General features: G+C 69.7%; 11 protein-coding genes. 4 read left to right on the top strand and 7 right to left on the bottom strand.

Annotated elements, in window-relative coordinates; all coding sequences use genetic code 11:
- Positions 1-19 precede the first annotated feature (19 nt).
- Together G3M62_RS20210 and G3M62_RS20215 are read right to left on the bottom strand one after the other, a co-directional pair.
- Positions 20-961, bottom strand: a complete 942-nt coding sequence (locus G3M62_RS20210) for a TraB/GumN family protein (protein WP_165190266.1) — start codon at positions 959-961, stop codon at positions 20-22.
- A 198-nt stretch (positions 962-1,159) separates the two neighbouring features.
- Positions 1,160-2,131, bottom strand: coding sequence for a TraB/GumN family protein (locus G3M62_RS20215; protein ID WP_165190268.1), 972 nt, complete (start codon positions 2,129-2,131; stop codon positions 1,160-1,162).
- 197 nt (positions 2,132-2,328) lie between these two features.
- Here G3M62_RS20215 and mutL point away from each other — a divergent pair, with 197 nt between their 5' ends.
- Both mutL and G3M62_RS20225 read left to right on the top strand, forming a co-directional pair.
- Positions 2,329-4,284, top strand: a complete 1,956-nt coding sequence (gene mutL / locus G3M62_RS20220) for a DNA mismatch repair endonuclease MutL (RefSeq protein WP_165190270.1) — start codon at positions 2,329-2,331, stop codon at positions 4,282-4,284.
- A 257-nt stretch (positions 4,285-4,541) separates the two neighbouring features.
- The gene (locus G3M62_RS20225; protein ID WP_165190272.1) at positions 4,542-5,174 is read left to right on the top strand and encodes a hypothetical protein; all 633 of its coding nucleotides are present in this window, start codon (positions 4,542-4,544) and stop codon (positions 5,172-5,174) included.
- A 140-nt stretch (positions 5,175-5,314) separates the two neighbouring features.
- Here G3M62_RS20225 and G3M62_RS20230 read toward each other — a convergent pair whose 3' ends face one another.
- The gene (locus G3M62_RS20230) at positions 5,315-5,518 is read right to left on the bottom strand and encodes a ferredoxin (protein ID WP_165190274.1); all 204 of its coding nucleotides are present in this window, start codon (positions 5,516-5,518) and stop codon (positions 5,315-5,317) included.
- Positions 5,515-6,831 (bottom strand): cytochrome P450, encoded by a 1,317-nt coding sequence (locus G3M62_RS20235; RefSeq protein WP_165190276.1) that lies wholly within the window; start codon positions 6,829-6,831, stop codon positions 5,515-5,517. The genes G3M62_RS20230 and G3M62_RS20235 overlap by 4 nt, the downstream gene beginning before the upstream one ends.
- Positions 6,832-7,195: 364 nt before the next feature.
- On the opposite strand from G3M62_RS20235, the gene G3M62_RS20240 reads away from it, so the two are divergent.
- Positions 7,196-7,465 (top strand): hypothetical protein, encoded by a 270-nt coding sequence (locus G3M62_RS20240; RefSeq protein WP_165190278.1) that lies wholly within the window; start codon positions 7,196-7,198, stop codon positions 7,463-7,465.
- A gap of 82 nt (positions 7,466-7,547) precedes the next feature.
- On the opposite strand, the gene G3M62_RS20245 is transcribed toward G3M62_RS20240, so the two are convergent.
- Positions 7,548-9,017, bottom strand: coding sequence for a DUF1963 domain-containing protein (locus tag G3M62_RS20245; RefSeq protein ID WP_165190280.1), 1,470 nt, complete (start codon positions 9,015-9,017; stop codon positions 7,548-7,550).
- Between the two features lie 141 nt (positions 9,018-9,158).
- On the opposite strand from G3M62_RS20245, the gene G3M62_RS20250 reads away from it, so the two are divergent.
- Positions 9,159-9,587: a VOC family protein gene (locus G3M62_RS20250; RefSeq protein ID WP_165190282.1), complete on the top strand. Its 429-nt coding sequence runs from the start codon at positions 9,159-9,161 to the stop codon at positions 9,585-9,587.
- 139 nt (positions 9,588-9,726) lie between these two features.
- Here the strand turns inward: G3M62_RS20250 and G3M62_RS20255 are convergent, their stop codons facing one another.
- Both G3M62_RS20255 and G3M62_RS20260 read right to left on the bottom strand, forming a co-directional pair.
- Positions 9,727-11,250, bottom strand: coding sequence for an adenosine deaminase family protein (locus G3M62_RS20255; RefSeq protein WP_205691915.1), 1,524 nt, complete (start codon positions 11,248-11,250; stop codon positions 9,727-9,729).
- A 90-nt stretch (positions 11,251-11,340) separates the two neighbouring features.
- Positions 11,341-12,669: a hypothetical protein gene (locus G3M62_RS20260; protein WP_246263345.1), complete on the bottom strand. Its 1,329-nt coding sequence runs from the start codon at positions 12,667-12,669 to the stop codon at positions 11,341-11,343.
- Positions 12,670-12,792 lie beyond the last annotated feature (123 nt).

Below are 12,792 nucleotides of genomic sequence, written 5' to 3' on the forward strand. Positions count from 1 at the left end.
GGGGGCAAGTCGGTGCGCCTCATTCCGGCGTCGACACCACAAACCCCCGCGCCCGCATCAGATCCAGCACACCGCCCCGCGCCACCAGGCTGCGGATCCCGTAGACCGCCACCGCGTGCCCCGGCGTCTTCATCGCCGCCGCCAAGGCCTCGACCTCGTCCTGCGTGCCCCGGCGCTCGAGGTCGGCCATGCCCGGCAACGCCAGCAGGCAGCGCTGGAAGTTCCGAGGCCCCGCGATCGCGCCGCGCACGTCGCCGCGCGTCCAGGCCCGGGCGGCCGCCCGCGCCGCCTCCGGCCCAGCGTTGATCTCGTCGAGCACGCCCTCCAGGCAGATCAGCCCGGCCTCGCGCGAGTGCTCGCGCACCGCCGTCTTGACCAGCGGCATGACCTTGTAGGTCGCGGCCGGCTTCGGCTTGAGCCCGTGCTTGCGGGCCAGGCGACCGATGGCGCGCTCCGGCTCGGCCGGCTCCAGCCGCACCGACTTGCGATAGTCGCCGGCCATCATGATCCCCGCCCCCAGCGGGTTCCAGCCGTTGTAGGCGTCGGGCTTCTTGCCGAGGGTCGCGCGGGCGCGGGCCAGCTTGGGACCCAGGTCGCCGACCGAGGCGTCCAGCGGCGCGTCGGCCTTCAGCTTGCCGCGCAGGGCCAGGGCGGCCGGCAGGTCGCCGATCCCCGCCCGGCCCTCGGGCGGCAGGATCACCGCGAAGGCGCCGTCCAGCCGGTGGTCCAGCACGCTGGTGTCCCAGGCCTGGCCCTGCGGCAGGGCCTGCAGAACGCCCAGCATGTAGATCGTGGTGTCGCCGTCGGAGATCTTCCACCAGGCCGGACCGGGCAGCTTGGCCGCCACCACCAGGGCCTCGACGACATTGGCCTCGGGGTCGTCGAGGCCGGGGGCGGTCTGGGCGTGGGCGGGGGTGGTGAAGAGGGCGGCGGCCGTCGCCAGAATCGCCAGTCGCCGCATGCCGAGTCTCCCGAACCATCGAAGACCTTCTCGCACTTCCGCCCAGCCGCCGTCCCTCCCCTTTATGGGGAGGGGGGACCAGCGAAGCTGGTGGGTGGGGCCTGCTGACTCATCAGACCCCACCCGACCTCGCGTCGCGAGGCCACCCTCCCCACAAGGGGGAGGGACAGCGCCGCCCGCGAGGAAAAGCGCTTCGGGTCACTCTCCCGGCGTCGTCACCGTGAACCCCTTGGCCCGCAGCTGCTCCAACACTCCACCCTCGGCCAACAGCGACCGCAGCTCGATCACCGCCACCGCCTTGCCGGGCGTCTTCAGCGCCGCCGTGATCGCCTTGACCGCATCGGCCTGCCCGTCGCGCAGCTGACCGGCGATGGCCGGGGTCGAGGCCAGGCAGCGCTGGAAGCCGCGGTCGGCCGAGACCACCTCGCGCACCTCGCCGCGCGCCCAGCGCTCGGCCGTGACCTTGATCCCGCCCTGGCCGCTCTCGGCCTGGCGCAAGCCCGCGTCCAGGCACAGCTCCTGCAGCGGCTGGGGCGCGGTGGCCAGACTCTTGACCGCCCCGACCAGACTGTAGCCCGGCAGGTCCTCGATGCGCGGCCGCTTCTCAAGATCCTTGCCCTTCGCGATCTCGCGGATCCTGCTGGTCACCCCGCCCACGCTGATGGTGACGTCGCCGCCCTCCCCCGCGTTGGCCACCAGGAAGCCGGCGAAGGCCGGCTTGATCTCGTCCATGCTGTCGGGCTTTTCCTTCATCACCGCCAGCCGCGCCTCCAGCCGCGCGCGCAGGTCCGGCGGCAGGGTCTGACGCATCGGCTTGTCGCTGATGAACAACCGCTTGCCGCCCACCGCCAGTCCGACGACGCGCACCACGCTGACCTCGGCCTCCTGGCCCATGATCAGCACGTTGGCGCCGTCCACCCGCCGCCTGAACACCGAGTCGTCGACCTTCAGGTCGGTGGGAACCATGCTCGGCACGCCCAGCACATAGACCGTGGTGTCGGCGTCGCTGACCTTCCACCAGGCCGGGCCCGGCAGGCGGGCGTTGACCACCAGTTCCTCGACCAGATTGGCCTCGGGATCGACCTTGCGCAGATCGATCGGCCCGGAAGCGTCGACGGCCTGCTGGGCCAGGGCGGTCGAGCCGAAGAACATCAAGCCCAGCGCTGTCATCCCGGCCGCCGCGCAGCGGCGATGACAAGGATGGGGAGCGAAACGAACGCGCGTCACTATCTGTGCTTCTCCAGCCCGTGGCGGAATCGATCTAGGATGATTGGTCTTCCACACTTGGAAGGGCCCAAGCCGGGCCGGTCAAATTACCATGCCGCAATGCGGGTCCTTTCCCGGTCCGCGCCCGAAAGTCCGCCACGATGCCCATCCGCCGCCTGCCGCCCGAGACCGTCAACCGCATCGCCGCCGGCGAGGTCGTGGAGCGTCCCGCCAGCGCTATCAAGGAGCTGGTCGACAACGCCATCGACGCCGGCGCCACGCGGATCGAGGTCGAGGCCCACGGCGGCGGCCTGACCCGCATCCTGGTGGCCGACGACGGTTGCGGCCTCTCGGCCGAGGAGCTGCCGGTGGCCATCGAGCGCCACGCCACCTCCAAGCTGGCCCCCGACGCCGACGGCCTGTGGGACCTGTTGCGCATCCACACCATGGGCTTCCGGGGCGAGGCCCTGCCGTCGATCGGCTCGGTCGCCCGCCTGTCGATCGCCTCGCGCGCCAAGGGCCAGGGCGACGCCTGGTCGATCCTGGTCGAGGGCGGCAGCGTCGGCGATGTGGCCCCCGCCGCCTTCGCCGGCGACCACGGGGCGCGGATCGAGGTGCGCGACCTGTTCTACGCCACCCCCGCCCGGCTGAAGTTCATGAAGTCCGAGCGCGCCGAGGCCCTGGCGATCACCGAGGAGATCAAGCGCCAGGCCATGGCCAACGAGAGCGTCGGCTTCTCGCTGGACATCGACGGCCGCCGGGTGATCCGCCTGCCGCCCGAGCATCCCGGTCCGCAAGGCCGTCTGGCGCGCCTGTCGGCCGTGCTGGGCCGTGACTTCCAGGACAACGCCATCGAGATCGACCAGACCCGCGACGGCGTGCGCCTGACGGGTTTCGCCGGCCTGCCCACCTACAACCGGGGCAACGCCGCCCACCAGTACCTGTTCGTCAACGGCCGGCCGGTGCGCGACCGGCTGCTGCAAGGCGCCCTGCGCGCGGCCTATGCCGACTTTCTCGCGCGCGACCGCCACCCGACCGCCGCCCTCTATATCAGCCTCGACACCGCCGAGGTCGACGTCAACGTCCACCCGGCCAAGGCCGAGGTGCGGTTCCGCGACCCGGCCCTGGTGCGCGGCCTGATCGTCGGGGCCCTGCGCCACGCCCTGGCCGGGGCCGGCCACCGCGCCTCGACCACCACGGCCGCGTCGGCGCTGGACGCCATCCGGGCCCAGACCATGGTCCCGCCAGGCTCCTTCCCGGCGGGGGGCCAGGGCGGAGGCTATTCCCACTACCGGCCGGGCCCCTCGGCCGCCGGCTTCTCGGCCTGGCAGGACGGCGGCTGGACGCGGCCTTCGCCCCAGGTGCTGCCGGGCCTCTCGGACGTCTCGGCGCGGGTCGAGCCGGGTTCCTCCGACGGCGACTACGGCGTGGCCGAGGCCGTGCGCGAGGCGGCGTTCGGCGAGTACGACGCGCCGCCGACCATCGCCTACCCCGGCGGCTTCAGCGAAGGCCCCGCCCCGGTCTTCGACCCCGTCGATTTCCCGCTGGGCGCGGCCCGGGCCCAGGTGCACGAGACCTATATCGTCGCCCAGACCCGCGACGGCGTGGTCATCGTCGACCAGCACGCCGCCCACGAGCGCCTGGTCTATGAGCGGATGAAGGGCGAGATGGCGGCCGGCGGCGTCGCCCGCCAAGCCCTGCTGCTGCCCGAGGTGGTCGAGCTGGACCCCGCCGAGGCCGAGCGCGTCGTCGCCCGCTCAGAGGAGCTGGCGGCCCTGGGCCTGGTCCTGGAAAGCTTCGGCCCCGGCGCGGTCCTGGTCCGCGAGACCCCCGCCCTGCTGGGCAAGACCGACGCCGCGGGCCTGGTCCGCGACATCGCCGACGACCTGGCCGAGAACGGCCAGGCCCTGGCCCTGAAGGAGCGCCTGGAAGAGGTCTGCTCCACCATGGCCTGCCACGGCAGCGTGCGGGCGGGGCGCCGGCTCAATGGGGCGGAGATGAACGCCCTGCTGCGAGAGATGGAGGCGACGCCGCATTCGGGCCAGTGCAACCACGGGCGGCCGACTTATGTGGAACTAAAGCTGGCGGATATCGAGAGGCTGTTTGGGAGGCGGTAGGGGAAGTCGCGTCCGCACCGTCTAGCCTTTCAAGCGACGCGCCTGAATTTTGCAGACGACTGCGCAGCCCGTCCAGACGAGGTCTTTCAGGGGCGTTGACAGTCGCGGCTAGTGGCGAAGCATCCCGAGCAAGCCTGTGAGGAAGCCCTTCCCTGATCCCATGACCAATGGTCTCCTCAGTCTTCGAGATTCGTGCGGCCCCGCCGTCGTGACGACAGTGTCAGCGTACCTGCAACCGTCCTTCGTTGGAGCACAGCATGAACATCGCCGCCGCCCCCGCCGTCATCAAAGCTATCTGGCACGGCCTCAGTCAGGCCGAGCCGGTCCGAACCTACCCACAGAAGATTCAGGCCTGGTCCGAAGAGATCGCCGCCGCAGGCTGGGCCTATAGCTGGGACATCCAAGATCTTCCGACTTTTATGGATGGGCGGCTCGATTTGATCAGTGACGTTAAGTTCAAAGATCTGGCGCAGATTCTGGGCCTACCGGTCCGCTACGTGCACAAGAAACCCGACAGAGGTGCCGAGGCATCGACTGGCTTTCCGGCAATGGCTGCCGCCGACTTTGCCGTCATCCTCATTACCCTCGAGCGGATCGGGTTCATGATGGACCCTGGTCCGCTCGTGCGGCTACTCCGTCCCGGCCTAGTGGCGCGTTCGCACCTTACGGCCCAAGAGCTGCAAGTGATGGACTATGAGGCGTACCGGCATCGGATGGCACCTGTATTTCTGCACCATACGCCCAATCGGCCTTTCAACGGCCTGCGCGAAACGGCGATCAAAACGACCGGTGGTTATCGTGCCAGGCTTCATGCCGACAATGATGGCGAACCTCTCAGCCTAACCGTCAAGGCACCAAAGTTCCGCCGCGCTAAGGAGAGCATTTTCTAGGCGCCTGGATTCCTGTGCCGAAGGTCGCGTTTCAGAACTGCTCTCAGAGTCCACTTCTATCGTTTGAGAGCCCCCTCATCCGACCTGCTTCGCAGGCCACCTTCTCCCGCGAGGGGAGAAGGATCAGGGGCGTTATGCGGTCAGCTGGAAGCGTCGTCGCTCACGGAAATCGCTCGCGCCGGGCACTGGCTTTCCGCCGTGCGCACCAGGTCCTGGAGGTCCGGCGGCACCTCGTCGACCAGCACGGTGGCGTAGCCGTCGTCGTGCAGTTCGAACACCTCGGGGCAGACCCCGACGCAGATCCCGAAGCCGGCGCACACATCCTGATTGATATGAACCTTCACCGCGAACCAGCCTCCACCGGATCGAACTCCAGGGCGATGTGCGTCAGCCCGCGCAGGATGAAAGTCGGCAGATAGCCATAGCGTCGCGCGTCGGCCGGCCCGTGGACCTTTTCGTTGATGCGGATGTCGCTGGTCCGGTCGAACATGCGGTTGAGGCTGACCACCGCTTCGGCCCGCGCCAGCGGCGCGCCGGGACAGGCATGGCGGCCGGCGCCGAACGCCACGTGCAGGCGGGCGTTCTTCCGGTCCAGCTCGAAGTCGCCGGGATTTTCGAACTTGCGGGCGTCCCGGTTGGCGGCGCTGTTGGAGATATAGAGGAAGGCGCCGGCGGGGATCTCGACGCCGCCGACGGTCGACGGCTTCTTCGCCAGGCGGAAGTCGCCTTTCACGGGGCCTTCGATCCGCAGGCATTCCTCGACGAAATTGGGAATGAGGCCGCGATCCTCGCGAAGGCGCTTCTGGAGATCGGGGCGTTCGCCGATCACCTTGAACGCGTAGCTGAGCAACCGCACCGTGGTTTCCTGGCCGGCGGCGAACAGATTGGCGGCGATCCGGGCGACGTCCATCGGTTCCGGCACCGCGCCGCCGGGGAAGGTGGCGGCGGCGAGGCCCGTCAGGATGTCATCCGTCGGATTGCGCCTGCGATCCTCGATATAGTTCGAGAACTTGTCGTACAGGAAGGTCAGCGGCCCGTGATTGACTTCGCCGTCCGTGCCGCCGACCACGGCGCCGCCGCTCTCCCGCTCCACCCGGATCAGGTGCTTGCGGAACTCCGTCCGGTCCTCCGGCGGCACGCCTAGCAGGTCGGAGACGACGAGGACGGCGAACGGCTGGGCGAAGGCGTCCATGAACTCGCACTCGCCACGAGCGATGAACGTGTCGATCTGCTCGTCGGCCAGCTTCCACATGAAGTCCTCGTTTTCCTTGAGGCGCTTCGGGGTGATCAGCGACATCAGCAACGCCCGATGGGCGGTGTGGGTCGGCGGGTCCATCGTGGGCAGCTGATCGCTGAACGGCGTCTGGTCGCGATAGGCTTCGATCAGTTCGGAAATGTCTTCGTTTTCGTGCCCCGCCAGCGGAATGGGGCACCCCGCGAACGGCCCTGTCGTCGACATGCAGGAGGAGAAGCGCGCCGGGTCGTTATAGACCTCGAGCGCTTCGTTGTAGCCCGTGACCATGACGATGCCCTGATGGGGCTCGCGCACCACCGGAGACTGCTGCCTCAGGTAGTCGAAATAGCCGTACGGATCCTCGATGAACCGGTCGCTGCGGAAGAAATCATGCGCTTCAAACTCATTGGGCTTATCGTGCATGGTCCCACCTTCAACGCGTCGCCGGCGAACTCCAGGTTCGCAATCCGCTGAGATTTGGCGCCGCCCATGCGTAAATCCACTGCATATCGGCCAAGCGGCCCGGAACACCGCCTTGGCGATGTCCAACCAATCGTGACGCCCATCGGCCCAGCTCCGGCTGGAAGCCGCCGCCGCTGGCGGGCGCCCGGGGTACGGCGAGGGTGCGGCGAGGGTGCGACAAAAAATACTAACCTAGGTTATTGAAAGTGGAGATGGTCTCATTTATATAGGATCTCAAGTGAGGCAGCCGGGACCAACCGGCGCTTCGCGCCAAGGAAACGCAGCCACACGGGTTGAACCCAACCTCGAACTTGGAGCCCCTCCCATGATCCGCACCGCTCTCCTGGCCGCCTCGGCCATCGCCCTGTTCGCCTCCGCTTCGGCCAACGCCGGCGAAGTCCGCGTCAAGACCTCCGGCAAGGCCCCGGCCGAACTGCGCGCCGACATCGCCAAGGCCGCCTCGCAGGCCTGCGCCGACGAAGTCCGCGGCACGGCCCTGGCCGGCTACACCTACACCGCCTGCGTCCGCGACGCGGTCGACCGCGCCGCCGCCCAGGCCAACGGCCCGCAAAAGGTCGCTTCCAGCGCCCTGTAAGCCGACCGTTCCACGGGTCGACTGAGCCGCATCCGCGCGTCGGATGCGGCCTCCAGCCTGTCTCGCCCTGGTCCTGTCCGCCCTAATCGGTCTCGAAAGTCACGGCCACGTCGGAGAACCGGCGCTCGGCCAGGGCCTCGGGCGAGATCCAGAACTGCAGCACGCCGTAGCCGCAGTCCTTGGCCCAGGCCAGCTCGTCGTTGCACGCGATCTGCAACAGCAACAGGTCGTCCCAGTGGTCGCCGACGGCGCCCTGCACCGACAGGCCGTAGCCAAACACCTGGTGCTTGGGGAACGAGCTGCGAATCACGGGCAACGACTCGTGGGCCGCCCCCTCGCTCCAGAACCATGGCGCATCGCGCAGGGCCGTGGCCGGCGGCTGGTCGGCCAGGCCGCAGAGGCCGACGGCCAGGTCCGTCGCCAATTGCTCGCGCGCGTCGAACTCCCGCTCGAACAGGGGCGCCCGCTCCTCCCCGACCTTCTGGGTCAGCCGCGCCCGGGTCGCCGTCCACCAGGCGCGGAAGGCGGCGTGGCGGTCGGCCGGCGGGGCCTGCCACGGCCGCGCCCGCGCTTCCGAGATCCAGGCGTCCGCCTCGGCCTCCATCCCCGGCGCGAACACTTGCCGCTGCTCGGCGCTCAGCTTTTTCGCCAACTCGACCAGGCCCCGACAGGCATGGGTCACGACGACCCAGGCCGCCGGCCAGGCCGCGTCGTCGCGCGGCCAGGTCCGCGCGTGGGTCGACGGCTTGGGGACCGGCGGCGGCAGGGCCGCGCGGAACGCCTCCATCTGCAGGGCCTGATAGGCCATCTGGTGCGCGGTCCGGGTGTTCCACAGGGCCACCGCGTCGCCCTGGGTGTCGGCATAGGACGTGAACGGCGCGAAGGTCATGGCCTGGCGCAGGTCGCCTCGCGCGCCCTCCTCGTCGCCGTCCAGCCAGGGATAGAGCTGGGCTTCGCGCCAGCCGCCGGCCGGCATCAGGGTCGCGGGCGCGGCGCGCTCGTCGAAGGCGTCGCCGCGCCCGGGCCGATGCAGCACCGCGCTTTGCGGCTCGCCGACGCCCTCGAAATTGGTGTGGGAGAAGAACAGCAGGGTTCCGTCCAGCCCTTCGGCCACGGCGGCGACCGGGGCGGGCAGGTCGGCGACGTCGATCTGGCAGAGGAAGGTCAGGGCCTGGCCGTCCTCGCCCACCGGCCAGGCCTGGTCGGGCGCCAGGCGCGGCAGGCCGCCGAAATAGCTGCGCAGGATGGTTCCCCGCGCGGCCGGCGGCCAGCGGCGCTGCAGCAGGGCCGCCGGACGACCGTAGGCCAACAGTTCCCGGCGCATCTCGGCGATTTCCTCCGGCGTGGGATCGGGCCGTTCGCGCTCGGCCTTGGCGGCGTCGCGCAGGGCCGACAGCTCGTCGAGCCTGGCCCTCAGCGCGGCGTTCTCCCGGCGCTTGGCCTTGGCCGCGGCCTCCTCGGCTTCCTGGCGCTCCAGGGCCGGCTTGCCCACCAGCTGCCAGAACAGCCCCAGCACCAGCAACGCCGGCGCGATGAACATTCCGATATGCATCCGACGCCCCCACGACCTCCGACAGGGCTTACGAAACCGCCGCCGGCTTGTCCACGCGTCCGCCGATCGCGCTCCCTGCTGACAGAAACCGGGCCGCCGCCGTCTACGTTGTTTCCGGAACCCCGTCCCGGAGCACACCCCATGCAACTCCACCGCGGCCGCCTGATCGATCATATCCACCTGCGCACGCACGACCTGCCGGCGATGAAACGGTTCTACAAGGCCGTGCTCGAGGCCGTCGGCGTGCCCGTCGTCGAGGGCAGCCATCCCGACGGCGGCGACTACTTCTTCGCCGACGAGCTGTGGGTGGATGTCGGCGAGCCCGGCAGCCACGTGCATCTGGCCTTCCAGGCCTGGGACGAGGCGACGGTCCAGCGCTTCCACGCCGCGGCCCTGGCCAATGGCGGACGCGACAACGGCGCGCCCGGCCTGCGGCCCTACCACCCCGGCTACTACGCCGCCTTCGCCTACGATCCGGACGGCAACAACATCGAGGCGGTGTTCCACGGCCCGGCCGACAAGTCGGCCGACAGCGTGGTGATCACCTGGGAGGATGAGGCGGAGGGGTGAGGCTCTAAAATCCGCTCATCCCGGCGAATGCCGGGACCCAGATGGCATGGCTTTGAGGCTGACGCCAAAAGCTCTGCGTTTCTCCAATCAACCACCCCGCTACGGGATCGGGGTCCCGGCATTCGCCGGGATGAGCGGCTTAACGGGGACTCGCCTCGAACGCCTGGAACTCCCGCTCCAGCCGCCACTGGGCCGTGGCCTTGCGGCTGCCCGCCAGGAACGTGTCGCAGGCCGGGCCGGCCTTGGCGCAGGCGGCGACCGGCGCGCGGGGCGAGGCCCACAGGCTGGGACCGGGCAGGAAGCTGTATTCCAGGCTGGCGCGGGCGGCGGCCTTGAGGTCGGCATAGGTCAGGCCCTGCTCGACGACGGCGCGCAGATACTCGTTGGTCAGGTCGATGCGCGAGACGCCCTCATCGTCCGTGGACAGAACGAACGGCACGCCAGCCTTGCGGTAGAGGGCCAGCGGATGGTCGGCGCCCTTCACCCCCAGGATGACGTCGTTGCTGGTCAGGTTGATCTCGACCGCGATCCCGTCACGGGCCATTCGAGCCAAAAGATCGTGGGCGCCGTCCTCGTAGGCGATGTCGACGCCGTGGCCGATACGGTTGGCGCCGGCTGTCTCGACCGCCTCTCGGACATGGAAGCGCAACTCGCGCGGGGTGACCAGGCCCAGGGTCAGCTCGCCGGCGTGCAGCGACAGCTTCACGTTCGGATACTGGGCGTGCAGGAACTGGATCATCCGCATGTGCAGGTCGTAGTCGGCCAGCGAGACCGGGTGGTCCTCGGGCGCGACGATATTGACGCCGACGAAGCGCGGATCGCCCTCAGCCAAAGCAAAGGCCGAGGCCAGTTGGGCGAAGACCACCGATCGCGGCAGGATGCGCACCGCGAAGCCCTGATAGCCCAGCACCACCGCGCAGGGTCCGGTGCGCGGCTTTTGGGCCAGGCACCCCTGGCGACGATCGGCGTCCGCCTCGGCGGCGTCGAACTCCTGGCGGGCCTGGGCGACCATGGCCGGCAGCTTGGGCTGGATCGCCGCCAGGGCGCCGGCGAAATCGCCGGTCCAGGGCGTGTCCTTGAACGACCAGGCCAGGTCGCCCATCGCCGTGGGATTCACCGAGGTCTCGACATAGCCCACGGTGTCACCGGCCGCGTAGTCCCGGACCACCGCCAGCATGGGGCCAAGCTTGCCGTCGCCCGCCGCCCCGAACCGGTTGAAGGTGGCGAAGAACTGGTCGTGGCCCGAGGCCATGGCCCCGTCGGCGCCGGGATTGTAACTTCTCATCGAGAGCGAATTGATCGCCCGGTTGTAGAGGGCCGTGTTGGCCGCGGCCAAGCCCTTGGCCGGGACCTTGCCCGGCGCGTCGCAGGGGCCGGCGACGATGGACGGCAGGACGTCGGTGGTCACGCACAGCCCGCCCTCGTCGGCCCAGGCCAGGAAGTCCTCGGCATAGGCCGCGCCGGACAGGTGATTGTGCAGGTCGCCGCCCTTGGGCATGGCCCGCAGGAACAGCCGCAGTTGGGCGCGGTCCTTGACGATGGCGTCGAAGCGGGCGGCGGTGCGCGCCTCGGGGGTCGGGGCCGCTTTGGGGGCGGCATGCGCCGCGCCGCTCAGCAGCAGCACGCTCAAGGCCGCGCCCGCCAGTCGTTTCACGCCGATCATCGTCTCGCCCCGCCCATGCCTGCCACCTACCCAAGGTGATTTGCATTGCTTGGCAAATCCAGTCTTTACGACGGGCGCGCGGTTGGCGGGCTACGCCACCTTCAGCGGCAGCTCGCGGGCCGGGGCGGCGCCGATCGGGCTGGCCATCAGGTCGGTGATCGCCGGACCGGAGACGAAGCGCAGGCCGGCGGCGCGGCAGGCTTCCAGTTCCTTGGCGTCGCGCAGGCCGGTAACGCCCTGGCGAACGCCCTTGGCCCGATAGGCCCCCTGGGCCGAGGCGAACTGGCCGATCGCCTCGATCCGGGTCCGCAGGTCGTCGTCGGGCAGCGACAGGGTGATGCTGGTGGCCAGGTCGCCTGGCAGGGTGCCGACCGGGAAGTTCGGCTCGGTGATGTTCAGGTCGATGAAGGCGAAGTGCGGCGCCAAGAACTGGCGGATCTGGCCCAGCGTGCCCAGCGAGGGCTCGCGCGGGGTGTCGTAGATCGTCGCGCCCAGGCGGGCCTGCATGGCCATCGGATAGCGCGACAGCCGGCGCTTGTAGGCCTCCTGCGAGGCCGGGCTAGTCAGGTTCCAGAAGCTGAACGGCACGAACAGCATGCCCGCGTCGTCGGCCTTGGCGAAGGTCGCCTGGGCGTCGTTCAGGCAGTTGAGGTCGCGGCTCAGCAAGGGTGCGTCCTCGGTGGGGCGCGGCCCCATCAGGTCGGAACGCAGGCCGATCACCGCGCCAACGAAGGATTCCGACGGCGGATGGTACAGGCCCCACCAGCCCGTGGCGGGCGGCGGCGGCGGCTTGGGCTTCTCTGGGGCCGGGGCGGCCTTGGCCGGCGCAGGCTTGGACGCGGCGGCGGGCGCGGGCGCCGAAGGGGCCGCGGCGGGGGCGGAAGCGGGTTCGGCGGCCGGTTCGACGGCGGCCTCGACGACCGGCTCGGCGGCCGGCGGCGCGGGGGCGGCGCTCTGGGGCGTCTCCGTCTGGGCCAGGGCGGCGTGCAGCACCTCGTCGACCACGGCCTCGCTGGGCTTGCTGGGGACGGCTCGGATTTCCTCGGCGGTGATCACCTGGACGTGGCCGGCCGGACCGGCATAGCCCCGGCCGGCGATCAGGCTGGCCAGCGAGGCTTGCGACAGGCTGGCGAACTGCAGGACGGCCTTCTCGTCGCCCTCGAAGGTCAGCAGGCACACCTGGCCGGCTTCGCGACCGGGAAACAGGCCCGCCTCAAGCTCGACGGCCAGGGTCTGCATCTCAACGGGATCCAGGCTCCCGGCCTTGGTGTCGGCCAGCACGAAGGCCAGCGGCGCCACGGCGCCGTAGCGGCGCGGGGCCTTCCAGCGGTGCTTCAGATACAGGTCGGCGGCGGCTTCCACCTGGGAGACCGGGAGGCTCCGACCCGCCTCGGCGGTCCCGGCGACCAGAATTCTCAAGCACGCTATTGCCGTCATGGGACCGGAAACTACGCGCGAAAGCTTGGCGAAATCTTTACGTAGGGATAGCTAACGCCATCTTTACCTCAAAGATCAGCGTTCTTCGCAAAACCGTGACAATTG

This window comes from Caulobacter soli (assembly GCF_011045195.1).
Lineage (GTDB): Bacteria > Pseudomonadota > Alphaproteobacteria > Caulobacterales > Caulobacteraceae > Caulobacter > Caulobacter soli.

Bases quoted from the DNA above. Each gene is read 5' to 3' on its own strand.
- G3M62_RS20210 (WP_165190266.1), bottom strand. From the start codon at position 961: ATGCGGCGACTGGCGATTCTGGCGACGGCCGCCGCCCTCTTCACCACC.
- G3M62_RS20215 (WP_165190268.1), bottom strand. From the start codon at position 2,131: ATGACAGCGCTGGGCTTGATGTTCTTCGGCTCGACCGCCCTGGCCCAG.
- mutL (WP_165190270.1), top strand. From the start codon at position 2,329: ATGCCCATCCGCCGCCTGCCGCCCGAGACCGTCAACCGCATCGCCGCC.
- G3M62_RS20225 (WP_165190272.1), top strand. From the start codon at position 4,542: ATGAACATCGCCGCCGCCCCCGCCGTCATCAAAGCTATCTGGCACGGC.
- G3M62_RS20235 (WP_165190276.1), bottom strand. From the start codon at position 6,831: ATGCACGATAAGCCCAATGAGTTTGAAGCGCATGATTTCTTCCGCAGC.
- G3M62_RS20240 (WP_165190278.1), top strand. From the start codon at position 7,196: ATGATCCGCACCGCTCTCCTGGCCGCCTCGGCCATCGCCCTGTTCGCC.
- G3M62_RS20245 (WP_165190280.1), bottom strand. From the start codon at position 9,017: ATGCATATCGGAATGTTCATCGCGCCGGCGTTGCTGGTGCTGGGGCTG.
- G3M62_RS20250 (WP_165190282.1), top strand. From the start codon at position 9,159: ATGCAACTCCACCGCGGCCGCCTGATCGATCATATCCACCTGCGCACG.
- G3M62_RS20255 (WP_205691915.1), bottom strand. From the start codon at position 11,250: ATGATCGGCGTGAAACGACTGGCGGGCGCGGCCTTGAGCGTGCTGCTG.